Origin of the sequence: Geoalkalibacter subterraneus, assembly GCF_000827125.1 — a bacterium.
In the GTDB taxonomy this organism is placed as follows: Bacteria; Desulfobacterota; Desulfuromonadia; order Desulfuromonadales; family Geoalkalibacteraceae; genus Geoalkalibacter_A; species Geoalkalibacter_A subterraneus.
Window position 1 is genome coordinate 936,599 of record NZ_CP010311.1, and the last position, 22,549, is coordinate 959,147.

The following is a 22,549-nucleotide window of genomic DNA, read 5'->3' on the forward strand; positions in this document are numbered from 1 at the left end:
CTTTATAGCAAGGTGGTTTGGAGCGTATAATTCACAGCATGAACAGTGCGCGCCTTTTTTTCATTTTTTCCTGGTTGCTGATGGCCGGGTGGTTCTTCTCCGGGACGCTTTATGCCGAAGACGGCCTGCGTTTCGGACCGCTGCGGGGCGATGAAGCGTCCGGCAGCAGCGAGCCAACTCAAACAGCCCCTCCTCCAGAGAACCTGGATGCGCCGTCTGCATCTCCCCCTGAGATTCCGCCCATCTCCCCCGATTTTCCGGCACGCCGGCGAATGAGCGAGCCTCAAAGTCAAACACCCACCGGGAACGGGCGCAGAACAATGCCTCCCTCACGCACCGTTTCTCCTCCAGGGTCCGGCTCGTCGTCCGGTTCTGCTCCTGCACAGGTCGCAAAACATGCCGGGGCGCTGGAGCTTGTCCGGGGAGGCCCCGTGCGGAGTTCCCTGCGGGAGGTCGCCGCGCGGTTGTGCCGTCATGTTTCGTCTTCTCCGCAACGCCCGCACCTGGTGGTTGCCGACGGCAAGCGGCGGGTCCAGTTTATTTTTGAAAAAATCCCGGGGGGGGTAAAGCCGGATATCGTGCTGTCCGATCTGCGTCTCGAGCGATTTGCCCGCAATGCGCAGGGGCAATGGGTCCTGTCAGCGGTGGTGCACGAGGGGGCGCTGGAGGCGCGTATTTTCCTTTATACCGCCGGACAGATACAGAGCTTCCCGGTGTGGTCGACGCCGCATCGCAATGTCGACTTCGATGGTGATGGGACGGTTGGTGAGGCGGATTGGGCGGCGTTGCACAAGAACGCGGCCTCTCTCTACGACCTTAACGGCGACGGCCGCATCACCGCGGAAGATGAAACCATTTTCGTCCTCAACTATCTTCTCGAAAATCCCTGCCACCAAATTGATTAATCAATTTTTGACCAATCACCTCCCCGGGCTTTGATCAGAGAGACGCTGGCCTGCAAACGCTGGCCCAGAATGCGGGTCGCTATCCGCTGTGAGGTCAGCGCCGTGCGTTCGCTGTCGACCACTTCGAGGTAACTGACCAGCCCGGCCCGGTAGCGCTTGTTGGAGAGCTGCGCCACATCAGGGCGCTTTCCCAGCAGATGCGAGGGCAGGCCGGGGGAGGGGGCCGGCGGAGAAATATCCAGGGGAGAGGCCGGCAGTTTAAAATTACTGACCGCATCCCCTGTCAGAATAGCCAGGGCATGCTCGATCTGAGTCCTGTCCCGGTTCAGGCCTGCAACATCAGCCTCCGCGGCATCCTTCTTTTCCGCTCTTGCGGAGGGTGCTGTCAAGAAGGGAAGGGTGAGCGCCAAGGCCATGGCAAATGTCAGCAGGCCGATAAAATCGACCCGGAAGTGATGAGCGGAGCGGTGTGAATTCAACCTGCCGGTTTTACGTCTGAAAAATTTCTGTAGCGTCATTACTGGACCTGATTAGCATCAATCTTCCGCTGGCCTTCGTTCAGGTTTTCGAGCCAAGTAAGATCAGCGGGTTTCGCATCACCTCAATGACCACTCGCACAGGAGTTTACCCCCTGGCGGAAGATCAGTGCTAATCAAAACTCTATATCGCTCCGACCTCGCCTCCATTCAAGTCTGAAGCCGGATGGAACACAATTAAATATACTGTCCCCGGAATTGGGAATTCTGTCGAATTTGCCGACCTGGGAAACACCTAATCGGGTTTCTCCTGCTCTTCCGGCCTGCGCAGCCCCGGAAACGCATTGGCTTCCTGAAGGTGCGAGGAACCAATGGGCCGCGGTCGTTCCAACTCGATCAGGATATTTCCTCCGCGAAAGACGGTGACCGTGCCGGTGGACTCGCTCACCGTAATAGCGACTGCCTCGGTGGTCGCGGTGATCCCCGCGGCGGAGCGATGCCGGGTGCCGAGACCGCGTGGCAGGGATTCGCCTCCGGTTTCGGGCTTGAGATAAACTCCCGCAGCCTCGATATGCCCGTCGGCCTGGATCACGAAAGCCCCGTCGATGACGGCGAATTCCTTGACGGTTTCCTCCAACGAGGGATCAAGGATGTTGCGCTCCTCTTCGGTGTACCCCCGAAACGGATTGAGAACCATCTGCCGGGATAATTGCATGACCTTTTCCACGTCGCCAATTACAAAGGTCGTCCCTACCGGCTTGCCCTCGCGCCCTTCGTAGCCAAGGGTCGTGGCGATATCGAGCACCCGCTCGAAAACTTCGGGGGTGATGTTGCTGGCCACATCCGCCGCTCCCGTGGCGGCGAACATTTCAAACTCGTCGCCGACATCCATGATCACCAGGGTATCGAGCATCCCGCTTCCGGCGATTCCAGAAAGACAGACCAAACGGTCGCCTTTTTTGAAATACCCCTTCGAAAAACCCACCAGCACGGCGATCTTGATCTGCCCAAGCCGGGTCAGCCGGATCCCCGGAACCCGGATCACCTCGCCCCCCTCCAGGTCGGGTTCTTGCCCGGTTCCGCCGCGGGTGGCGAGGATCACCGGAACCTGACCGGAGTCCCTTAGAAAATCCTCCAGTTCCTTCAATCCGGAGAAGACGTCGGCATAGAGAATGATGGCTCGCGCATCGATACTTTTCGCCATGGCGCTGGCGTGGTGGAGGAATTCACCTGTGATGCTCATCTTCTTCTTTTTCATTCTCGTCCTCCAAGGGTTCTTGCGCAGCGGATTTTTAAGGTCTTTCTAACCCCACTCTTTCAACCCAACTCCCTGCCATCCCCCGCCGAGAGCCTTGTATAAGCGCGCGAGATCGGCAGCGACTTGCCCTTTGCTCTGAAACAGCTCATCTTCAAGCTGAAGGAGGACGCGCTGGGCATCAAGGACGTTGAAGAAATCCACCAGTCCTGCGTTGAAGCGATCACGTGCAAGCCATTCGGTACGCCGGGCCGCTTCCACAGCTTTGGCAAGATACTCCTGGCGGATTTGCTCCTTGGCGTAAGAGGTAAGGGCATCCTCAATCTCCTGCTGGGCGCGCAGGATGGTGGCATTGTACGCCAACAGCGCCTCGTTGTACTTTTCCTCCTGCAAATCGATGTTCAGGCGCAGGGCATTCCCGCGGAAGATATTCCACGAGATGCCCGGGCCGATGCCCCAGAACTGACTCGATGAGTCAAAGAAATCACTCCCGGAGTTGAGCGCTTCGAGTCCTATAGTGCCGAGAAGACGCAGCTTGGGATAGAGCTCTGCAGTAGCAACCCCGATGCGTGCGCTCTGGGCGGCGAGCATTCGCTCCGCACGTCGGATATCGGGGCGGCGGCGCAGCGCTTCGGCTGGAATCCCCACTGCGACCTTAACTGGTGCTTCGGGGATGTTGCTCGTGGAGGCCAACTCTTCACGCAATGCGCCCGGTGATTGCCCGAGAAGCACGGCGAGATTGTTCTCTGCCATGCGGATGGCTGCTTCGAGACGTGAGACCTGCGCCCGGGTCTGCTCCAGGTTGCGCAGCGATTGTTGCAGATTGAGCTCGTCGATGAGCCCCGCCTGGAAGCGCGAATTGTTGAGATCGTAGGTTTTTTTCTGGGTGGCAATGTTATCCAGAGCTACTTTGAGGCGCTGCTGGTAGGTACGCATCTCGATGTAGTTCAGCGCCACTTCGGCAGTGAGGCTGGTCAGTACCCCGTGCATGTCCGCACTGCTCGCTTCGAGCTCTGCCTGAGCACTCTCCACCGAGCGCCGAATCCCTCCGAACAGATCGAGTTCCCAAGAGGAATCAAGTCCGGCCATGTACCAGTCATTTTCCTCTCCGTTCACAGAGCCGCCGAGGTTTTCGCTGCTGCGCTGGCGCTGTATCTGCCCTTCGGCCCGGAGTGTGGGGAAGTAGTCCGCCCGGCTCAGACCGCGATTGATACGGGCCTGCTGCAGGCGGGAGAATGCGGTTTTGAGCTCCAGATTATCCTTGATGGCGCGCTGTTGCAATCTCTCCAGCAACGGATCTTCGAACACCTTCCACCACGCCGCCAGGCCACTTTCCTCAATAGCGGATGCTTCCAGCCCCTTCTCCATCGAAGCGTACCACTCTTCCTGGGCTGCGGGCTCAATGCGGGAGTAATCTGGGCCCACAGCGCAGGCGCTTAAGGTCAAGGCGACAAAGACAAGCACCGCCGCACCCTTAATGGGGCGTAGTGTCATATCTCGTGTATATATCTCCATAATATCCCTACCTTTTTATTTAGCAGACTGGTTGGCAAGCCGCGCACGGCGGCGCTGTTTCCAGGCTGAAGATTTGTCTCGCAGACTCTGGAAAAGGTAGTATAGCACCGGAATAATAAACAGGGCCACGGTTGACGCCGCTATCATGCCGGAAAAGACCACCACCCCGATATGGCTGCGGCTTGTCGCTCCGGCGCCCGTGGCCCAGACCAGTGGAGCAACCCCGAGGATAAAGGTTAGGGCGGTCATCAGCACCGCTCGAAAGCGCAACTTCGCGCCTTCAACCGCGGCATCGCGGGTTCGGACCCCTTCCTCCCTGCGGTCACGCGCAAACTCGACAATCAGAATCGCGTTTTTCGCCGAGAGCCCTACGAGAAGCACCATGCCGATCTGGGAGTAGATGGACAAGGGCAGCCCGGTGATCAGCAACCCGACCAGGGCGCCGCAGGTTGCCACGGTAACCGAGAGGATAATACTCAGAGGCAGATTCCAGCTTTCATACTGCGCCACCAGGAACAGATATGCAAATATCACCGCCAGGGCGAACAGATAGCCCACGGTGCCGCTTGCGGCCTGTTCCTGCAGCGACATGGTGGACCACTCAAAGGAATATCCCGGGGGCAGATGCTCAGCGGCAAGTTCTTTCATCGCCTCCATGGCCTGACCGGAAGAGTATCCCGGCGCGGCCTGACCGTTGATGGTGAGACTGGTGAACTGGTTGTAGCGGTTGACACTCTTTGCCCCCAGAATGGTGGAAATATCCAGGAGGTTTTCCACCGGAATCTCCTTGCCGGCAATACTGGTCACGTACAGGTCTTTGACATCCTCCTGATTTTTGCGGAAGTTCTCTTTGGCTCTCACCTTGACCTGATAGGTGCGCCCATAGAGGTTGAAGTCATTGACGTACTGAGAGCCCAGATGCTGGTTGAGGGTCGAGAACAGGGTAGCCGCCGAGACACCGAGTTCCTCCATGCGGGTACGTTTCAGGTCCAGCCACAGCTGGGGGGTGTCCGCACTGTAAGTGGTGTATACCATGGATAGCACTGGATGCTGGTTGGCCGCTATCACGAGCCCCCTGGCTACCGAAGCAAGTTCCTGCGGCGGCTGATCCTCCAGGGCCTGAAGGCGGAAGTCAAACCCGCCTGTCACCCCTAGCCCCTGAATGGGCGGGGGCACGAAGGCGCGAATACTCGCTGTCGAGATGCTGTTGAGCTCCTGGCTCGCCTTCTGCACCAGGGCATCAATATGCAGATCCGGGCGGGTCCGTTCATCCCAGGGGTCAAGGTCGGCGATGACAAAACCCACGTTTTCCGCACGTCCGCTTAAGAGACTGTAGCCATCCACTGCGAGGACACGCTCCACCCCTTCCATCTCCAGAAGACGGCTTGTCGCTTCGGTGGTGACCTCTATCGTGCGTTCGAGGGTTGCCCCTTCGGGCAGCTGCACATCGATGAGAAAGCCCCCTTCATCCTCCTGGGGCAGAAAACTGGTGGGGATTCTTTCTGACAGATACCACGCGCCCCCCCCGATGATGAGTAACAAAATCACCCCTATTGCCGCTTTGCGGATCAGCCACGCTACAGTGGCGCTATATATGTTGCGTGAGAGATCGAGATACTTGTTAAACCACAGCAGGGGTCCGCGTCTGTGCGGGCGCGCCTTCTTGAGGATAACCCCGCACATCGCCGGGCTCAGGGTCAACGCGCACAGTGATGAGATCAACACCGAGACGCACAGGGTTACACCGAACTGTTTGTAGAGCTGACCAGTGATTCCAGGCATGAACGCGGTGGGGACAAAGATCGCCAATAGCACCAGGGTGGTGGCGATAATCGGTCCGGTAACCTGCGACATCGCCTTGATGGTCGCGGCTTTAGGCTCCAGCCCTTCTTCTTCCATGATGCGATACACATTTTCCACCACCACAATGGCGTCATCCACCACCACACCGATGGCGAGAATAAGGGCAAATAGAGAAATGGTATTGATATTGAAACCCAGAGCGGAGAGAGCGGCAAAGGTGCCGACAATGGATACCGGAATCGCCGCCGCCGGAACCAGGGTGGCGCGGATATTCTGCAGAAAGACAAAGATAACCAGCACCACCAGACCGAAGGTGAGCAGGAGGGTAAAGGTGATCTCCTTGATCGCCTCTTTAACGTAGTTGGTGGTATCGTAGGGAATTGTGTAGGCCACATCATTGGGCATATCCGGCTCTTGCTCCTTCAACACCGCGCGTACCTGCTCCATGGTCTCGATAGCGTTGGCATCGGAGGAGCGGTACAGTGCCATATGAATCGCCTCGGAATTATCCAGATTCCCGCCGGCGTTGTAGGTCTTGCTTCCGAGCTCTACCTCGGCAATATCCTTAACCCGCACCACACCACCCTGCGGGTTGGTTCGGATAATGATCTCCTTGAACTCGTCCACTGAATCCAGGCGACCTTTGGCGTTCAGGGTGTACTGCACCTGCTGTCCCTCCACGCTCGGTGCCGTGCCTACCGAACCCAGAGTGGCCTGGATGTTCTGCCGGCGGATGGCTTCAATCACCTCCGCCGGGCTCATCGCCAGGGCGGTCAACTTGTCCGGGTTCATCCAGATGCGCATACTGTATTCGTATTCACCGAACACAAACACATCACTCACCCCGTTCACACGTTGCAGGGTGTCTTTGATGGTGCGGCCGATGTAGTTACTCAGAAACAGGCGGTCGTGAGAACCTCCCGGAGATATGAAGCTCACCACCCCGAGCATATCCGAGGAGCGGCGCCGAACTTCGATCCCCTGGGCCACCACTTCAGGCGGCAGTTGCGACTCCGCCAGTTGGAGACGGTTCTGCACGTTGACCTGGTCAATGTCCGGATCCGAGTCCACGTCAAAGGTGACTTCGAGAGAATAACTCCCATCGTCGGTACTGGTTGAACTCATGTAGAGCATGTCCTCAACCCCGTTCATCTCCTGCTCAATGGGGGCGGCAATGGTATCCTTGACCACCTGGGCGCTTGCCCCCGGATATACAGCGCTCACGCGGATTACCGGCGGGGTTATGGATGGGTACTCGGCTACCGGCAGGGATGTCATAGCAATCGCACCCGCGAGGGTGATAACGATGGCTATAACTACTGCCAGGCGCGGACGCTCAATAAATATCTTAGAAAACATACGAGTTATCCTTATCTTCCTTGAGCTGCACGTCCACCTCGGCTCCCGGAGTCACTTTCTGAATCCCCTCGAAAACCACCTGCTCACCAAGTTCGAGACCGGATGTGACAAAGATCTGCTTGCCGATGCTCACCCCGACGCTGATCCGACGTTTTTCAATTTTGGAGTCTTTATCCACCACGAACACAAAGGCTCCGTCTCTGTCACGCTGCAGCGCCGCCTGGGGAATAGTCAACTCCATGCGCGGTTCTTCCGGCCGAAGGGCAACATCCACATACTCTCCGGGAACCAGATGCCCTTCCGGATTGGGGAACTGTGCCCAGATCGCGATAGTGCCGGTGGAGGGATCCATTTTGTTGTCCATGAACTCCACCCGTCCGGTGTGGGGATATTCGCTGCCGCTGGTGGTGAAAATGCGGATTTTCAACCCGGGAGCTTCCCCTTTGTTGGCAGCGTCCTGTGCCGCCTGGCGGATAATCTCTCCCTGGCGCTCATTTATCGAGAAGAGCACCCGCATCGGATCAATACTCACCACTTCCGCCAGGAGGGAGCCGGAAGAGGAGCTGATAAGATCGCCGCGCTTGAAATAGCTCTTGCCGATGCGACCAGTCAGAGGAGATTTTATCGTGGTATAGCCCAGGTCAATTTCTGCAATCTGTTGACGTGCCTGCGCCTCGAGGACACGCGCCTGGGCGAGATCATAGGCTGCGGTTGCATCGTCCATATCGGTCTGAGGGATGCTGCCCGCTTCGGCGGAGCGCATACGATTAAGCTTGGTGCGCGCCTTAAACAGATCCGCTTCTGCTGCAGCTAAACTGGCTTTTGCCGCCGCCACCTGTGCTTTATACGGCGCCTGTTCAATTACATACAACACCTGGCCTTTTTTGACCGTCGAACCTTCTGAGAAATTAACCTGCTCCAGATAGCCACTTACCCTGGCTTTAAGGTCGATGGATTCCACCGCCTCCACGTGGCCGATATATTTCTCCGGGATGTTCGCATCCCGTTCAGTCACCTTCATTGTGCCCACCACGGGTTTAGGTCCATTGCCTCGCTGAGGCGCGGCATGGGTTGTACCGGACGAGATAAGCAAAAGGGCTATCGTGGTGCCGATAAGCTTAAATGAGGCAAGAAATTTCATGGTAACGAGTTCCTCCTTGTGCCCCTGCAATGGCGGGGGATATGCGTTGGCTTATCAAATACAGCTGAAATTTAGAGTTACACCAATCCCTGCACGTAGTTAAACATGCGTCAGGAAACGTTCTTTGACTTTCGAAAATTGCTGAAGCTAAGCTGCTTTTTTGCGACCGCATCATTTGTAATAGCTGCTCCAATGCCGTTTCGGGTTAATCGCCAGCCAGGCATGGGTGACACAACCGTTGTGAGTGAGCATCGCGCCAACGAGCAGTTCCAGCCATGTCGGCACTGCACGTTTAGGCAGAGCTTGGGCCACACATCATGGTCGCTATGTCAACCGTTTTTCGCCACTTTTTTACGGCTTCAGCAAATTTTCAAAGATCACGAAACTCTAAACTTCAGTACTGAATCCTGTTCAGAAAAAAGGAAGAATTCCCGTCGAAAAAGGCATTGGCACCTTTTATTCCGGGTTGCTCTTGAGGGCGTCCCATGCGGCTTGAACGGTAAGTTTGCGGCTTTCTTCATCAAGAGGAAGTCCTCGATGGCTGTGGCTTTTTGCCAGGGCAACCAGTGGGCCGAAAGCAATGGCTTCCAGGACATCTAGCGGTGCATCTTTGAATATCTGGAGATGACGCGCCTCGGCCAGCAGGGTGCGGATCGGCTCTTCCTCCTCTGTCGATGGAGTGCGCTCGGCAAGCCCGCGAGACGAATAATAGTGGAGTTCCATGAATTTGAATTCGCGCGGGTTGGCGAGCAGAAAATCCAACATCCGTGAAAAAAGAAATTTAAACCGCTCTGAAATAGGGCGCTCGGCGTCGTATCCGGCGGCGATATGATGGCGGGCGCGCTCTTGAAGGTCCTGATGCAGCTGATCGATCAGGTCATCCTTGTCTTTGAAATAGCGGTAGATTGTACCGACTCCGACTCCCGCTCTTTCTGCAATGGCAACGGTCGGTGCGCCATGCAGACCGCGGTCGGCAAACAATTCCACCGCGGCCTCAAGGATCGCCGTGCGCTTTTCAGTGTGTTGGGAGGACATAATTCCATCTTCCGGAGTGAATGTTCAGTCCGGAGGATAAAAGGTCGGGAGTGCAGATGTCAATGATTTGTTTGAGGGGGGATAAAAAAAAGGGGCGGGCCTGGAATGGCCCGCCAATAGCAGGAGGTTTATGTGAGCGTGCGTGCAGATATCAGGAATTATTTCCCTTTTAGTTGCGTCGCAGGGCGACATAACGGATGGCGTCGCCTTGACGCAACAGCAGCAGCACGGTGTCTTTGTTTCCTTTTTTCATGGCGTCGTGGAACTCGGCCGGCGTTGTGACCTTCTGCTGATTCACCTCCTGGATCAGGGTGCCGGGGCGAATCCTGGCTCTGGCCGCAATGGAGCCGGGGGCCACCTGCGTCACGATCACGCCTTCAGCGTCGGTGTAGCCGAAACGCTGGGCCAGTTCTTCGGTCAGCGGTTGCACGGTCAGTCCCAGTTCATCGACTTCAGACGGGTCGCTCTGAGCGGTAGCCCGTTCATCGGGCAGGGTGCCAAGGGTAATCTTGATGGTTTTGCGTTTGCCGTCGCGCAGGATGGTCATTTCTTGTTCAGAACCCGGAGGGCTCAGGGCGACCCGGTTGCGGAAGGGGCCGACGCTGTCCACCGGTTCACCTGAGAATTCGATAACGATATCCCCCTGGCGCAGTCCGGCTTTATCCGCAGGGCTGTCTTTGGTGACCTGGGAGATCAGCACGCCTTTACTTGTATCGAGTCCGAAGTTTTCGGCCAGATCAGGAGTAAGGTTCTGAATCATGACCCCCATATACCCGCGGCTGACGCTTCCGTTGTCAATGAGCTGGTCTCGAATAAGCTTGATCATGTTGACCGGAATAGCGAAGCCGATTCCCATGTAGCCGCCGCTGCGGCTGAAGATGGCGGTATTCATGCCGACTACCTCACCCTGCAGGTTGACCAGTGGTCCACCGGAATTGCCGGGGTTGATGGCGGCGTCGGTCTGAATGAAGTTTTCGTAATCGGTAATGCCGACACTGCTGCGACCCTTGGCGCTGACGATTCCTGCGGTAATCGTGTTGGAGAGCCCGAAGGGGTTGCCCACCGCCAGAACCCAGTCACCGACTTCAAGTGCGTCTGAATTCCCAAGGGGAATAAAGGGCAGTTTCTTGTCGCTTTCGATCTTGATGACAGCCACATCGGAAGCCGGATCAGATCCAATCACTTCGGCAGTGAAATTGCGCCCGTCGGTCAAAGTGACATTGACCTTATCAGCATTTTCAACCACATGATTGTTGGTCAGGATCAGGCCGTCGTCGCTGAAGATGAAGCCTGACCCCTGAGAACGAACCCGTGGGGATGGATTTCTGCCGTGGGGATCACGCCCAGGAATTTCGGGCATAGGAATGCCGAAAAAACGACGGAAAAAGTCGTCCCCAAAAGGGCTCTGCCCTCCGAAAGGAAAAGGTGTCTGGCTGCCCTGCACAATTTTTTCGACCTGAATGTTGACCACGGCGGGAGAAACCTTTTTAGCGACCGACCGAAAGGCCTCACCGGTGCTGCGCAGACTTTCGAGACCCGATTCCTGGGCCGATGCCGGTCCGGGTGCCAGTAACAGGGTCATCAGCATGAGGGGGAGAAGCATCGCAAGTCCCTGCAGCATGCGCTGAGCGTTGAACGGGATAGAGTGGGTTGCACGATTTTTCATTGCCTCATCCTCCATTTTATTTTGTAGGTTTCTCTAAAGTATAATCGGTTTTTGCCGTATGGGGCAAAATGACCCGTCGAACCTGGGACATCAGATCCTGAAGATCGAAAGGCTTGTCGAGCAGGACCACTGCACCGAGGCGCCGGGCCAGTTTATGGGTCTGCTCATCACCAAAAGCGGTGATCAGCATCAACGGTGGAAGATTCCTGCGGGTTTTCAGATATTCCAGCACTTCCATGCCGGTGATGCCGGGCATGTGGATGTCGGAAATCACCAGATCCCAGTCGATCGCCTCTGAGGTGCAGCCTTCTTCGAGGCGCTGAAGAAGGCTGGCCCCATCAGGCATTGATTCCACTGCATATCCTTCACGCCAGAGAGCAAACGAGAGCATCTCCCGCATTTCGCCGTCGTCCTCGGCCAATAAAATTCGTGGTCGACTCGTGCTTTCTGTATAAATGGGACGGCCCGGGGCGCTCACCATGCGCTCTCCTCCTTGCGTTGAATAACGACTTTACTCAGGAGAAAGCATCGCCCGTGCCAAGATGGAATTTGTTTTAAATCGGTAGGTTATGCGGTGTTTCAGCCGAGGCAATACGCCCCATCGGGGCAGAATGCCCCAATGCTGCACTTTATGCTCTGATCATTCCTCTTTGGAGCGCAGTTTCCTGTAGAGTGTCTTGCGGTCGAGTCCCAGGATCCGAGCCGCCAGCGTGCGGTTGCCTTCAACCGCCTCGAGAACCCGCTCGATATGGCGGCGCTCCACCTCCGCCAGCGAGGGGAGTTCGCCGGGGCCTGCCAGGTCGGTTGCCATGGGGCCGGGCTGACTTTCGCGGAGCCGGTCCGGAAGGTCTTCAATCGCCAGGGTATTGAATCGCGTCAGAGCGACTGCCCGTTCCATGGCGTTGCGCAGTTCCCGAACGTTTCCGGGCCAGGAGTAGGAGAGAAGTTTCTCCGCCACAGGCTGGGATAGGCCCGTGACCTGCTTGTCGAAGCGCTTGGCGCATTGGGATGCGAAATGCTCGGCCAGCAGCAGAATATCGGTACCCCGCGCGCGCAGCGGCGGCATCTCGATGGGGACGACATTGAGCCGATAATAGAGATCCTCACGGAAGCGGCCATCAGCGACGTCTTGTTCAAGATCACGGTTGGTGGCTGTAACAAAGCGCGCGTCTACCGCCACCTCCTGTGCTGCGCCCACCGGTCGCACCTTGCGTTGCTCCAGGGCACGCAGCAGCTTGGGCTGCAGATTGAGGGGCACTTCACCGATCTCGTCGAGGAACAGGGTTCCGCCGCGGGCCTGCTGAAAAAGCCCCGACCGCGCCTCTCCTGCGCCGGTAAAGGCACCCTTGACGTGGCCGAACAACTCGCTTTCCAGTAGATTTTCCGGCAGCGCCGCGCAATTGACGGCCACAAAGGGCCCGTCTCGTCGGGGGCCGCGATTATGCAGGGCTCGGGCGGCAAGCTCTTTGCCCGTGCCGCTCTCGCCGGTGATCAGGACGGTGATGTCGAGTTCCGCCAGGCGTTTGAGTTGATCGTAGAGTTCCTGCATGACGCGACTCTGCCCCAACAGATCATCGAAGGGCTGGGCGCGCCGCACCGATTCGCGCAGCACGCGCACCTGCTGCTGCAGACGGCGCTGCTTAATCGCCCGTTCGAGAGCAAAAACCAGAAGATCGAGATCCACCGGTTTAGTTACGAAATCATAGGCGCCGGCCCGTAGTGCCCCCACGGCAGTTTCCAGGCTGCCGAAAGCGGTAATGACAACCACCGGAATGTCTTCACGCGCTTCGATAACGCGGCGGCACAACTCAAGACCGTCCATTCCGGGCAGGTTGAGGTCAGTCAGCAGCACGTCGAAATCCTGCTGATGGATCTGCTCCAGGGCCGCTTCGGCGCGCAGGTGCCACTCCACCTGAAATTCCCGCCGGACCAGAGATTCTTCCAGCATGCCGCACATCTCGCGGTCATCATCGACGATGAGAATGCGTCCCTTCATTGCGTGGCCTCCAAGGGCAGGTAAAGTGTAAAGCAGGCCCCTTCTCCGGGTGGGCTTGCGACCTCGATCCGGCCGCCGTGCTCCTCCACGATGCCGTACACAATCGAGAGACCCAGCCCTGTGCCCTCTCCGACATCCTTGGTGGTGAAAAACGGCTCGAACAATTGATCGAGATGTTCCGGCGGGATGCCGGGACCGTTGTCCTGCACGACAATCTTTGCGGTGTCATCCTGCATGCCGTTGGCATCCCCTGCTTTCAAGTAACTCAATTCCACATCAACTCTTCCTCCCCGGGGGGTAGCTTGGATGCCGTTGAGGATCAGGTTGGTGACCACCTGCTGCATTTTGGCCGGATCGACTGCCACCTGCGGCAATTCTGGGTCTGCGTGCATTTGCACGGTGACATCCTTCTTGCCCGCGCTGGACGCCAGCAGGTTCAGCACGCCGCGCACCAGATGCTCCAGCGAGGTCGGTTCCCGTCGGGTGGAGCCGCGTCGGGCAAAATCAAGGAGCTGCCGCATCAGTGTGGTCATGCGGCTGGCCTGTTCAGAGATGATGGTGGCATTGCGTGCTGCATCCTCCGGGGAGAGGTCGCCGGAAGCGATCAACTGGGCACGACCCGATACCACGTTAAGCGGTGTCCCAAGCTCATGGGCCATGCCGGCCGCCAGGCGCCCCACAGTGGCAAGACGCTCCGCATGTCGCAGCTGTTCGAGGGCGGCGACCCGGGCCTCGCTCTCTTCCTGGATCTGGCGGTGGGAGAGGGCAAGCTGATCGCACATCTGATTGAGGGCTTCGGCCAGGGTGCTTAATTCGCCTTTTCCCTTCAGCTTGAGAGGAGTCCCGAAGTCGCCGCTGCCGATGCGGCGGGTTTTGTCCATCAGTTTCTGCAGAGGTCGCCCTACCAGGTGGAACCCCGCGATCAGAATCAGCACGCCGCTGGCGGCAAGAGACCCCGCCAAAAGCGCTGCCGCCCGCCACAATGCTGAATTGGCATGCTCGCGCAGCTCGGTCATCGGTTCGGCAATTTCGAGCAGTGCCTTGATTTCATCGTTAACGACAATGGGGCGGTAGGTCACCAGAAGGCCCTCATCGCCAACCTGCGGCGCCTCCACGACCACTTCCGCGCCGGGGCGCAATGCGCGTGGTCCCAGGTTGCCCACCAGGGGAGCACGGGGGTCGCCGGGGGGGGCATTGGGCAGAACCAGCCGGATGCGCATCGGCTGGCTTTCACGGGCGGCCTCGCGCAGGAAATTGAAGGCCTCGGTGCCGCCGCGTTCCTGCCACAGCGAAGCCGTGACCCCCTGCACAATGCGGCCGTATTGACGGGCATCGCGGATCATGTCGCCGCGAAATGTTTCCAGGTCGCGGCGCAGAGACAGGTAGGCATCGATGCTGATGACCAGGATGATGCCGATCCAGATGAACAGGGCGATTTTTGCAGCCAGCTTCATGCCGTGATCCTTGAGATTATTTGCAGAAAAAGATTCGGCGCTGATTGTAACCTCTTATTTCCAGGGCGCCAAGGTTCGATTGAGAATGGAGAGTCTGTGGGGAGAATGAATACGGAAATTTTTTCATAAATTCACACACAAAGTACTGTAACAATGTTTTATTTTTGATAGCATGTTTGTTGCGTCATCTGGAACCTGCGCTGCACGGCGTGTAAATTTAAAATTCCAACCACGGGAGGATGCCATAATGCCGGATCAGACCTTCAAAGCCATGATCGTTGAAGAAACGGAACCTAAAAAATTCAGCCGCCGCATCGGTGAACGCAGCGTCAGCGACCTGCCCGAGGGCGATCTGCTGGTGCGGGTGCGCTATTCCTCGCTTAATTACAAAGATGCCCTGTCCGCCATCGGCAACAAGGGCGTGTCACGCAATTTCCCCCACACCCCGGGGATCGATGCAGCCGGCGAGGTGGTGGAGTGCAACTGCGGACGCTTCAAAGCCGGAGACCAGGTGCTGGTGACGGGTTATGACCTGGGGATGAACACGGCCGGAGGATTCGGACAGTACCTCCGCATCCCCTGTGAATGGGCCCTGCCGCTTCCTGAGGGGCTGAGCATGCGCGAAAGCATGGTCCTGGGTACCGCCGGCCTGACGGCAGGCCTTTCGATATTGAAGATGCAACAGTCCGGGGTGCATGCTGACTCCGGCGAAGTGCTGGTGACCGGCGCTACCGGCGGGGTGGGAAGCATTGCGGTCAGCATTCTCGCCCGTCTGGGGTACCGGGTGGTGGCCGCCTCGGGCAAAACCGCCGCGATTGAAGAACTGAAGAAACTTGGTGCAGCCGAAGTCATCACACGTGAGCAGGTGACCGAAGGTGCCGAGCGACCTATGATGAAAGAGCGCTGGGCCGGAGGGGTCGATGTGGTCGGCGGCGAAATGCTGGGCGCTGCCCTTAAAGCGACGCGGTACGGTGGCACCATGACCTGCTGCGGCCTGGTCGGCTCGCCTGATCTGCCCATCAATGTCTTTCCTTTTATTCTGCGTGGCGTGAGTCTGCTCGGCATCGATTCGGTCCAGTGCCCGCAGGAGCTGCGGCTGAACGTCTGGAACAGGCTCGCTGCAGAATGGCGCCCCGCGCATCTCGACCAGTCGGTTGATGAGTGTTCTCTTGACGGGCTCGATGAGCGAATCGACGCGATGCTTAAAGGGGAGCACCAGGGACGCACAATCGTCAACCTGGATCAATAAACGGGAGGAAAAGATGGAAGATCAACTGCTGCTGAACATCAGCGATTCGATTGCAACCCTGACCGTCAATCGCCCCAAGGTGATGAATGCGCTTTCCATCGATGTTCTTAAGGCCTTGAAAAAAAACGTTATTGAGCTCGATGCCGATGACCGCGTGCGTGTGATCATTATTACCGGCGCCGGCGAGAAAGCCTTTATCGCGGGCGGGGATATCTCCGCTATGCGGGATTTCGGCCCCCTGCAGGGGCGCGACTCGGCGCTGCTGGCGCAGGGCGTGCTCAATGAGATTGAGCGTTGCAGTAAGCCGGTGATTGCGGCGGTCAATGGCTATGCTCTGGGCGGCGGCTGCGAGCTGTCCATGGCCTGCGACCTGCGCGTTGCCAGTGAAAACGCACGCTTCGGGCAGCCCGAAGTCAATATCGGCATCATTCCCGGTTGGGGCGGTAGCCAGCGTCTGCCGCGCCTGATCGGCAAGGGGCGCGCCCTTGAAATGATCCTCACCGGCGAGATGATCGATGCCCAGGAGGCCTGGCGCATCGGGCTGGTCAACAAGGTTTTTCCCCAGAGCGAGTTGATGGAGCAGACCCGGGCGCTGGCAGCCAAAATCGCCAAACGCAGTCTGGTCGTCACCCGTTTGAGCAAGGAAGTGGTGCATCATGGAATGGAGCTTGATCTTGCCCGTGCCCAGGAGCTGGAAGCCGACCTGTTCGGGCTGTGTTTCTCCACCCACGACCAGAAAGAGGGGATGGGGGCATTTCTCGAAAAGCGCTCCCCGCAGTTCAAGGATGCCTGAACCGTTGGTGATATTTTTCTGCCGGACACTGCATGATCCATATCATCTGGTATAGTGTACGGCAGGATTTTGGAAATGACCTGATGCCAACGTAAGGAGGATCGAAAAATGAAACGCATGATGTGTCTGCTTGTTGTTGTTCTTTTTGCCGCGGGCCTGGTTGGGTGCGCAACACCGTCGTCCCAGAAAGAGAATGTCAAGGTCAAGTGCCCTGCCTGCGGTTATGAATTCGACACCCCCGTTTCCCACGAATAACGGTACGTCATAGCGCCGTGTTCTTCTTCGCCCCCTGTCCGGCTCGTCCGCAGGGGGCGTTTTCGTTGGAGCGGGCGAGCTGAGAAATGCACAGGGAGGAGATCATGGCTGTTTACTGCAGGGGCTCCAGAGGGGCAGAGGTCTGTTTCGGCACTGGCACGGTAGGCGACCCACAGATCATCCCCATCGGTTCCTTTCTGCTTCGCCACGACGATGTTGCGGCGGGGTTGATCGAATACCGCCGCCAGCAGACGGTTCTGAGTGGTGGCCAGGTAGTATTGATCTGCTCTCCTGCGGGTTAGTGCAATGGCCTACTTCGCGGTAAGGGGTTCGTGGATTATGTCAGCATATCAATTCGAAGGGCAGAGGCTTTGACCTGGGTCAAATTCTGGATGAAATGGTGCGCCAAGGCGAAACTGATTGACATCAGGTGGCTATCGGTTAATTTTGCGGTTAATAGATGTAGAAAAAATTTAACGCAGAGGCGCGAGAGGAAAAGAGAGGCGCAGAGTTGAAAATCTCTTTTTCGCTGTAGGTTTCAAACTTCGAGAGCGGGGTGTGGTCTTTATGAATATGTTTCAGCGCGTGCTGATGGTGGATGCCTCCAACGGCTTTTACAGGATGAAAAGATATGGTTTTGACCGCTACTTCGGGCCGGTGGATCTCGGTATTCACCTGACCCGTTATTATCGCAGCCTTAATTTCGGCGTCGGCATCTTTGCCGGTTCTATCCTCCCCGGCTCCAATCGGCTGGTCGTCACCGGGTTTTCACCCTGTTGGCAGGGCAATTACATCAGCTCCATGGGGGGGGCGGGGCTGGTGTTCAACAACCTGGGCATCAACATGGTCAGCCTGGTGGGTAGGGCGCCGGTGCCGTCTGTGCTGTACCTCAACCGCAATCATGGCGAAGAGATCGAAGTCGAGGTGGTTCCCGTCGACGTTGCGCGCATCTGGGCCGCAGGTCGCACCGGAACCTACGCCCTGATGGACGAGGCCTACCGGATGTTCGGCAGCCGCTACGAGAAGGACCCGCGCATTCTCGCTACCGGCCCCGCTGCCATGCACACCGATATGGGCGGCATTGTTTCGGTGCCCATCAAGAAGGGGGAACTCAGCTACGTCGACACCTGGGCCGGCCGTGGCGGTCTTGGCAGCGCCATGGCGCAGTCCCACGGCATCGTCGCCGTTATTTACGGCGGGACGCTGGTGGAAGAGGATTTTCGCGACAAAAATGTGGCCGACGAATGGTTTCAGAACAAGTACGACCTGCGCCTGATGCAGAAGGATCTGGAGGTTACCAGCAAGTATCGCTATGAAGAAAAACTGCGCACCGGCGGCACCTTCGGCGTCAACTACGCCAACATGGAAGGACGCATTCTGGCGTTCAACTATCGCACCATGGATTGGAGTCATGAGCAGCGACAGGCTCTGCATCAGAATTTCGTGATCGATCATTACCTCAAGCAGTTCAATGAGGAAACCGTCGAGAACAAGCAGCAAGCCACCTGCGGTGAACCCTGCGTCGCGGTGTGCAAGAAGATGAACGGCCGCTACAAAAAAGACTACGAGCCCTACCAGACCATGGGCCCGCTGTGCGGCATCTTCGATCAGCGGGCGGCGGAAAAGCTCAATCATTACTGTGACGCCATGGGGTTCGACGCCATCTCCGGCGGCGGTGTGCTGGCCTGGCTGATGGATCTGCTCGACGAAGGGGTGCTGAGTCGTGAAGACCTCGGCGTCAACCGTCTGCCGCGCTGGCAGCTGGATGACTTCGATGTGGTGGCCGATTCCATGCACAACGCCGAGTTGGGGTGTGAACTGATCGACGCCATCCTTGAGCGGCGCGGCATGATCGATTTCAGGGAAGGGGTGCGCAAGTGGAGCCGCATTCATTCCCGCGCGAAAGGCACCGCGCTGCATGATCGCCTGGTGCATGTCGCCTTCGGCCGGCGCGGCTGGATGGTCCCCAATCAGTACTGGGTCTCCGGGGTGCTGGCGCCCATGGCGATCATGGGCAAATACTACATGATTTACAGCGACGATTTTATTCCGCCGCGCACGCTGGGGCGCATGTGCGCCGACCGGCTGAAAAAAGAGCTGATTGTCGACAATCTCGGCACCTGTCGCTTCCACCGCGGCTGGGCGGAGGAGATGCTGCCCGACGTGATGGGTTCCCTCTACGATTGCAAAGAGCGCTATCTGCGCAGCATCGAGATCCTCGCCACCCGCATCAACAGCGGCAACACTCCCGTCTTCTGGGATTCGCAGCGCAACATCGACTTCATTCACAGCTTCCTGAGGCGCAAAAAGGAGGTGGATAAAATTGCCGATCCACGCCTGGATGAGTGGCTGGAGAAGTTCAACCAGGATCCTCTCGAAGCCGCCCGCGAGTTCTGGTATCAGACGCTGATGGGGATTGACGAGAGTCTGCGGGAATTTTTCTGAGGCGCAAACCCATGAGCAGCGATCCCAATTCTTCCGGGAAAAATCAAAGTCATTGGCGCCACCGCCTGCACGAGATTATCTTCGAGGCGGATACGCCCCTTAGCAAAGCCTTCGACGTCGGTCTGATTCTCAGTATTCTGCTCAGCGTTGCGGCAGCAATACGGCGAGCTGCTGGTGGTGGTCGAATGGTTTTTCACCATTACCTTCACTCTTGAGTACGTTCTGCGCCTGGTGAGCGTGCCGCCGCCCCCCTGCGCTATGCCCGCAGCTTCTTCGGCGTGGTTGACCTGCTGGCCATTCTACCTCCTTACCTCAGCCTGCTGCTGCCGGGGACGCACTATCTGCTGGTGATTCGAATTCTGCGCATCCTGCGGGTCGGAAGGGCATGAACCCGACGCCAGGTTCTGCAAGGATTGCGGGGCCGAGCTTTAATTCCAATCCAGGATGAATACACAGACGCGATGAGGCGCTCAGAGGATAGAAATATTTATGTTGATCCAATTTCCTGCCCCTCTTTTTTCCGCAGATTTTTAGAATTATATGGATTCGCCAGTCATCGGGCCTCAAATGGTGTTCACCGAGAAAGAGAGGGAACCCATGGCTGATGAACGGCTAATGCAGTTTGGATCTGAAATTGTTGAGGCAGTTTCGCAGCCGATGCCATGCCCCAACCGGTCTGGACTGCCGATGCGCAAGGCCGGGTGAACTACTACAACAACCGGGCAAAGAAATGAGATGTCTTCGCCTGGCAAGCAGGGTGCCGCCCGCGTTCTGCTGGCGGAGGATGAGCCCATGGTCAGGGATCTGATCGTTATGATTCTGCAGCAGCGTGGATTTCGAATCGATGCGGTGGAAACCGGCTGCGCTGCGGTCGAGCGATGGCGTCAGGAAAATTTCGACGTTGTTTTCATGGACATGCACATGCCGGAGATGGATGGCGTTGAAGCAACCCGCGAAATACGCGCCCTGGAACAGGAATATGGCAAACCGCCGGTACGCATTGTTGGTTTGACCGCCGACGCGCGCCAGGAGCTTCGGGACCGCTGCCTGGAGGCGGGGATGGATTCCTTCTTGACCAAGCCTTTGGATATGAAAAAACTTTTTGCAGCGATTGAGGACTGAGCTCAGCCGGAAAGGTGTGTCTCACGGCGCATTCGGCAGAGTGAGCAGCAGTTTCCATGGGATCCGGTAAGTCACCCAGGTCACTGGGTTCCCGCTGGAGAAATCAGATTCAGACGCACTATCACGCCAGACCTCCGCGCTTTCCGCAACGGAGAACAGGGCGGCTGTCGCCTGAATCTCAAGTCCCTTGGTGCGAACATGCTCGCATAATCCCAACTGTTTGTAGTGATCGACCCACACGACCAGCACGGCATCGACTTCCATGGGTGTCTGGGCCAGAACCGTGGCGGGTTTCTCCGTGGCAAGAGGGTCCGGCAAACTGCTGTGGGGCTGTGGCGGGCGGTCGATGCGTTTGACCAGGTAGCCTTTTTGTTCAAGAAACCGTCCCAGGTGAAAGCGCAATTGATTGGGGATATCCCGTTCGCAATAGGTCATGGGACGCTCATAAGTGCCGCCGCGGAAGATCACAGGCTGCAGGGCGACCGTTTTAATGCCGCGTGTGGCAAAGGAGGGGGCGTTGACAGGGGGCATTTCAGGTGTCGTTGCGCAGGACACCACCAGCCCGGGCAGCAGCAGAAAAAACAGATATCGGATAAAACCCCTCATAAGCGTCCTCCCATCCAGAGAAAAGAGATACCGTAAGTATCCTGATCTTTTCTTTCTCAAGTATTATATCGCAAGACGCATAAAGGACAGACGCTTGAGCCCTTTCATGGTTTGTGGGGATCTCTCGCCTTCTCCAGGTCTTCCAGGTCGATTTTGATTGCATCGGTGCTGATGGCGATTTCGTCGATTCACTGCCACAATGTAATTCATTGTCTGGTAGACTCAAAATGTTCACGACAGGGGTCAGGGTGTGCATTGCTTTTTTAACGCATTAATACCCGAAAAGGAGGCTTCCTATGTTCATCGTCACCCGCAAGGACGATAACCGTCTCGACATCGAATTTACCGGCAAGCTCGATAGCGACGCGATGCGGGCTGCTCCTGATGACCTTGTCGCCAAGGGTGAAGGGATCGAGCATGGGCGCATGTTCTATCGGATCGGTGATTTCGATATGCCTACTCTGGGTGCCATCGGGATTGAACTCTCGCGGCACAGGCCGAAGCCTGGCTTGAAGAATAAAAGAGCAGCATTTACACAGAAGGTGCGCGAGAAATTATGGAAGATGAAAAAATCAGGGTGAGGACCGAAAACGACAGGATGCTTGACGTTCATGTGGATAACAAGCGGGCGGATGGCATCTGGATCATTCTTGGTGAGGGCGTCAACAGCCTGAAGTGCAAGTTGACCCCTACGGATAACGGGCTGGCGTATGCCGGCAGCATCATGGGACGAGAGATTATCTACGAGCGCAGCGTCAAGCAGGTGCGCGAGGATCTTGCGAACCAGAGACAGCCGCAGGACAGGCTGCCGAGTTGCCCAGGGGGAAGCCGCAACCGGGGGCGGCGATGAAGATCTGGATTGATGCCGACGCCTGTCCGCGCGTGATCAAGGAAATCGTTTTCCGGGCATCCAAGAGGGTGCAGGTTCCGGTGTGCCTGGTGGCCAACACCGACCTGTCAAGATCGCATACGGCGCTGATCTCATCTGTTCGAGTGGCTGGTGACGATGATGCCGCCGACGATTATATCGTCGAACACGCAGCGGCCACCGATCTCGTGATCACAGCGGATATCCCCCTTGCAGCACGAATTGTCGCACAAAACGGGATTGCCATCGATCCGCGGGGGGAGATTTATTCAGAGGACAATATCGGCGAGCGCCTCTCCACACGCGATCTGCTGCATCAACTGCGTGAAACCGGGTTGGTCCAGGGTGGCCCGGGGCGTATGGGCGCGACGGATCGTCAGAAGTTTGCATCCGCTTTCGACCGGCTTTTGACGCAGCGGATTATTTCCAAACGCTGAAAAAGACAGGCCGGATTTCCTCGAGGAAATCCGGCCTGTTTTTTTTTTATATCAATGGGGCGGTCTCTGTTTAACAGATCTCCTAAGATGCCTAAAAGATTTAGGTATGTAGGAGGGCTTTCTGTGACGTACCCCCAATCGTACCCCAAATCTTAAATGCCGAAATGGA

The 22,549-nt window shown here is 57.2% G+C and carries 20 protein-coding genes and 3 pseudogenes; 11 read left to right on the forward strand and 12 right to left on the reverse strand.

Annotated features, from left to right (window positions below):
• Positions 1-38 precede the first annotated feature (38 nt).
• Positions 39-905, forward strand: a complete 867-nt coding sequence (locus GSUB_RS04230) for a hypothetical protein (RefSeq protein WP_040199339.1) — start codon at positions 39-41, stop codon at positions 903-905.
• Here the strand turns inward: GSUB_RS04230 and GSUB_RS04235 are convergent.
• The 11 genes and pseudogenes from GSUB_RS04235 to GSUB_RS04280 all read right to left on the reverse strand — a co-directional run bounded on the left by GSUB_RS04235 (position 902) and on the right by GSUB_RS04280 (position 14,605).
• Positions 902-1,423, reverse strand: coding sequence for a hypothetical protein (locus tag GSUB_RS04235; RefSeq protein ID WP_040199340.1), 522 nt, complete (start codon positions 1,421-1,423; stop codon positions 902-904). The genes GSUB_RS04230 and GSUB_RS04235 overlap by 4 nt on opposite strands.
• Before the next feature lie 253 nt (positions 1,424-1,676).
• Entirely contained in the window at positions 1,677-2,639 is a 963-nt protein-coding gene (locus tag GSUB_RS04240) for a DNA integrity scanning protein DisA nucleotide-binding domain protein (protein ID WP_052464527.1), read from the reverse strand.
• 45 nt (positions 2,640-2,684) lie between these two features.
• Positions 2,685-4,130, reverse strand: coding sequence for an efflux transporter outer membrane subunit (locus GSUB_RS04245; RefSeq protein WP_040199342.1), 1,446 nt, complete (start codon positions 4,128-4,130; stop codon positions 2,685-2,687).
• Positions 4,131-4,166: 36 nt separating this feature from the next.
• Positions 4,167-7,313 carry an efflux RND transporter permease subunit gene (locus GSUB_RS04250; protein ID WP_040199343.1) on the reverse strand — a complete coding sequence of 1,049 codons (3,147 nt, stop codon included), beginning with the start codon at positions 7,311-7,313 and terminating at the stop codon, positions 4,167-4,169.
• Positions 7,303-8,454, reverse strand: coding sequence for an efflux RND transporter periplasmic adaptor subunit (locus GSUB_RS04255; RefSeq protein ID WP_052464529.1), 1,152 nt, complete (start codon positions 8,452-8,454; stop codon positions 7,303-7,305). Before GSUB_RS04255 ends, GSUB_RS04250 begins: the two co-directional genes overlap by 11 nt.
• A gap of 174 nt (positions 8,455-8,628) precedes the next feature.
• Positions 8,629-8,766 (reverse strand): annotated as a pseudogene (locus GSUB_RS20155) (IS701 family transposase); the annotation flags it as partial.
• Between the two features lie 144 nt (positions 8,767-8,910).
• A complete protein-coding gene (locus GSUB_RS04260) occupies positions 8,911-9,489 on the reverse strand; it encodes a TetR/AcrR family transcriptional regulator (RefSeq protein ID WP_040199345.1) in 579 nt (192 codons plus the stop codon).
• 169 nt (positions 9,490-9,658) lie between these two features.
• Entirely contained in the window at positions 9,659-11,155 is a 1,497-nt protein-coding gene (locus GSUB_RS04265) for a DegQ family serine endoprotease (RefSeq protein WP_200890168.1), read from the reverse strand.
• A 16-nt stretch (positions 11,156-11,171) separates the two neighbouring features.
• Positions 11,172-11,636 (reverse strand): response regulator, encoded by a 465-nt coding sequence (locus GSUB_RS04270; protein WP_052464531.1) that lies wholly within the window; start codon positions 11,634-11,636, stop codon positions 11,172-11,174.
• A 159-nt stretch (positions 11,637-11,795) separates the two neighbouring features.
• Positions 11,796-13,151, reverse strand: a complete 1,356-nt coding sequence (locus tag GSUB_RS04275; RefSeq protein ID WP_040199346.1) for a sigma-54-dependent transcriptional regulator — start codon at positions 13,149-13,151, stop codon at positions 11,796-11,798.
• Positions 13,148-14,605 carry a sensor histidine kinase gene (locus tag GSUB_RS04280; RefSeq protein WP_040199349.1) on the reverse strand — a complete coding sequence of 486 codons (1,458 nt, stop codon included), beginning with the start codon at positions 14,603-14,605 and terminating at the stop codon, positions 13,148-13,150. Before GSUB_RS04280 ends, GSUB_RS04275 begins: the two co-directional genes overlap by 4 nt.
• A gap of 247 nt (positions 14,606-14,852) precedes the next feature.
• On the opposite strand from GSUB_RS04280, the gene GSUB_RS04285 reads away from it, so the two are divergent.
• From GSUB_RS04285 to GSUB_RS04305, 7 genes and pseudogenes are all read left to right on the forward strand, one after another.
• Positions 14,853-15,854, forward strand: coding sequence for a YhdH/YhfP family quinone oxidoreductase (locus GSUB_RS04285; RefSeq protein WP_040199350.1), 1,002 nt, complete (start codon positions 14,853-14,855; stop codon positions 15,852-15,854).
• A 13-nt stretch (positions 15,855-15,867) separates the two neighbouring features.
• The gene (locus GSUB_RS04290) at positions 15,868-16,647 is read left to right on the forward strand and encodes an enoyl-CoA hydratase-related protein (protein ID WP_040199351.1); all 780 of its coding nucleotides are present in this window, start codon (positions 15,868-15,870) and stop codon (positions 16,645-16,647) included.
• 108 nt (positions 16,648-16,755) lie between these two features.
• Positions 16,756-16,902: a hypothetical protein gene (locus GSUB_RS19355; RefSeq protein ID WP_158414038.1), complete on the forward strand. Its 147-nt coding sequence runs from the start codon at positions 16,756-16,758 to the stop codon at positions 16,900-16,902.
• 104 nt (positions 16,903-17,006) lie between these two features.
• The gene (locus tag GSUB_RS04295) at positions 17,007-17,204 is read left to right on the forward strand and encodes a hypothetical protein (protein WP_144401944.1); all 198 of its coding nucleotides are present in this window, start codon (positions 17,007-17,009) and stop codon (positions 17,202-17,204) included.
• A 265-nt stretch (positions 17,205-17,469) separates the two neighbouring features.
• Positions 17,470-19,347 carry an aldehyde ferredoxin oxidoreductase C-terminal domain-containing protein gene (locus GSUB_RS04300; protein ID WP_040199353.1) on the forward strand — a complete coding sequence of 626 codons (1,878 nt, stop codon included), beginning with the start codon at positions 17,470-17,472 and terminating at the stop codon, positions 19,345-19,347.
• A gap of 11 nt (positions 19,348-19,358) precedes the next feature.
• A pseudogene (locus tag GSUB_RS20020) lies at positions 19,359-19,730 on the forward strand (ion transporter); the annotation flags it as partial.
• 352 nt (positions 19,731-20,082) lie between these two features.
• Complete coding sequence (locus GSUB_RS04305; RefSeq protein ID WP_040199354.1) at positions 20,083-20,469, forward strand: response regulator; 387 nt, start codon at positions 20,083-20,085, stop codon at positions 20,467-20,469.
• Positions 20,470-20,490: 21 nt separating this feature from the next.
• Here the strand turns inward: GSUB_RS04305 and GSUB_RS04310 are convergent, their stop codons facing one another.
• Positions 20,491-21,075 (reverse strand): hypothetical protein, encoded by a 585-nt coding sequence (locus GSUB_RS04310; RefSeq protein WP_040199355.1) that lies wholly within the window; start codon positions 21,073-21,075, stop codon positions 20,491-20,493.
• Positions 21,076-21,371: 296 nt separating this feature from the next.
• On the opposite strand from GSUB_RS04310, the pseudogene GSUB_RS04315 reads away from it, so the two are divergent.
• The 3 genes and pseudogenes from GSUB_RS04315 to GSUB_RS04325 all read left to right on the forward strand — a co-directional run.
• Positions 21,372-21,566 (forward strand): annotated as a pseudogene (locus GSUB_RS04315) (STAS/SEC14 domain-containing protein); the annotation flags it as partial.
• A gap of 65 nt (positions 21,567-21,631) precedes the next feature.
• Positions 21,632-21,925, forward strand: coding sequence for a hypothetical protein (locus GSUB_RS04320; protein ID WP_040199357.1), 294 nt, complete (start codon positions 21,632-21,634; stop codon positions 21,923-21,925).
• Positions 21,922-22,380 (forward strand): YaiI/YqxD family protein, encoded by a 459-nt coding sequence (locus GSUB_RS04325; RefSeq protein WP_040199358.1) that lies wholly within the window; start codon positions 21,922-21,924, stop codon positions 22,378-22,380. Before GSUB_RS04320 ends, GSUB_RS04325 begins: the two co-directional genes overlap by 4 nt.
• The last annotated feature ends 169 nt before the right edge of the window (positions 22,381-22,549 follow it).

Coding starts and splice junctions, on each gene's coding strand:
- GSUB_RS04280 (WP_040199349.1), bottom strand. CDS start 14,605: ATGAAGCTGGCTGCAAAAATCGCCCTGTTCATCTGGATCGGCATCATC.
- GSUB_RS04305 (WP_040199354.1), top strand. CDS start 20,083: ATGTCTTCGCCTGGCAAGCAGGGTGCCGCCCGCGTTCTGCTGGCGGAG.
- GSUB_RS04295 (WP_144401944.1), top strand. CDS start 17,007: ATGGCTGTTTACTGCAGGGGCTCCAGAGGGGCAGAGGTCTGTTTCGGC.
- GSUB_RS04290 (WP_040199351.1), top strand. CDS start 15,868: ATGGAAGATCAACTGCTGCTGAACATCAGCGATTCGATTGCAACCCTG.
- GSUB_RS04235 (WP_040199340.1), bottom strand. CDS start 1,423: ATGACGCTACAGAAATTTTTCAGACGTAAAACCGGCAGGTTGAATTCA.
- GSUB_RS04310 (WP_040199355.1), bottom strand. CDS start 21,075: ATGAGGGGTTTTATCCGATATCTGTTTTTTCTGCTGCTGCCCGGGCTG.
- GSUB_RS04285 (WP_040199350.1), top strand. CDS start 14,853: ATGCCGGATCAGACCTTCAAAGCCATGATCGTTGAAGAAACGGAACCT.
- GSUB_RS04240 (WP_052464527.1), bottom strand. CDS start 2,639: ATGAAAAAGAAGAAGATGAGCATCACAGGTGAATTCCTCCACCACGCC.
- GSUB_RS04270 (WP_052464531.1), bottom strand. CDS start 11,636: ATGGTGAGCGCCCCGGGCCGTCCCATTTATACAGAAAGCACGAGTCGA.
- GSUB_RS04250 (WP_040199343.1), bottom strand. CDS start 7,313: ATGTTTTCTAAGATATTTATTGAGCGTCCGCGCCTGGCAGTAGTTATA.
- GSUB_RS04275 (WP_040199346.1), bottom strand. CDS start 13,151: ATGAAGGGACGCATTCTCATCGTCGATGATGACCGCGAGATGTGCGGC.
- GSUB_RS04230 (WP_040199339.1), top strand. CDS start 39: ATGAACAGTGCGCGCCTTTTTTTCATTTTTTCCTGGTTGCTGATGGCC.
- GSUB_RS04260 (WP_040199345.1), bottom strand. CDS start 9,489: ATGTCCTCCCAACACACTGAAAAGCGCACGGCGATCCTTGAGGCCGCG.
- GSUB_RS04300 (WP_040199353.1), top strand. CDS start 17,470: ATGAATATGTTTCAGCGCGTGCTGATGGTGGATGCCTCCAACGGCTTT.
- GSUB_RS19355 (WP_158414038.1), top strand. CDS start 16,756: ATGAAACGCATGATGTGTCTGCTTGTTGTTGTTCTTTTTGCCGCGGGC.
- GSUB_RS04265 (WP_200890168.1), bottom strand. CDS start 11,155: ATGAAAAATCGTGCAACCCACTCTATCCCGTTCAACGCTCAGCGCATG.
- GSUB_RS04325 (WP_040199358.1), top strand. CDS start 21,922: ATGAAGATCTGGATTGATGCCGACGCCTGTCCGCGCGTGATCAAGGAA.
- GSUB_RS04255 (WP_052464529.1), bottom strand. CDS start 8,454: ATGAAATTTCTTGCCTCATTTAAGCTTATCGGCACCACGATAGCCCTT.
- GSUB_RS04320 (WP_040199357.1), top strand. CDS start 21,632: ATGGAAGATGAAAAAATCAGGGTGAGGACCGAAAACGACAGGATGCTT.
- GSUB_RS04245 (WP_040199342.1), bottom strand. CDS start 4,130: ATGACACTACGCCCCATTAAGGGTGCGGCGGTGCTTGTCTTTGTCGCC.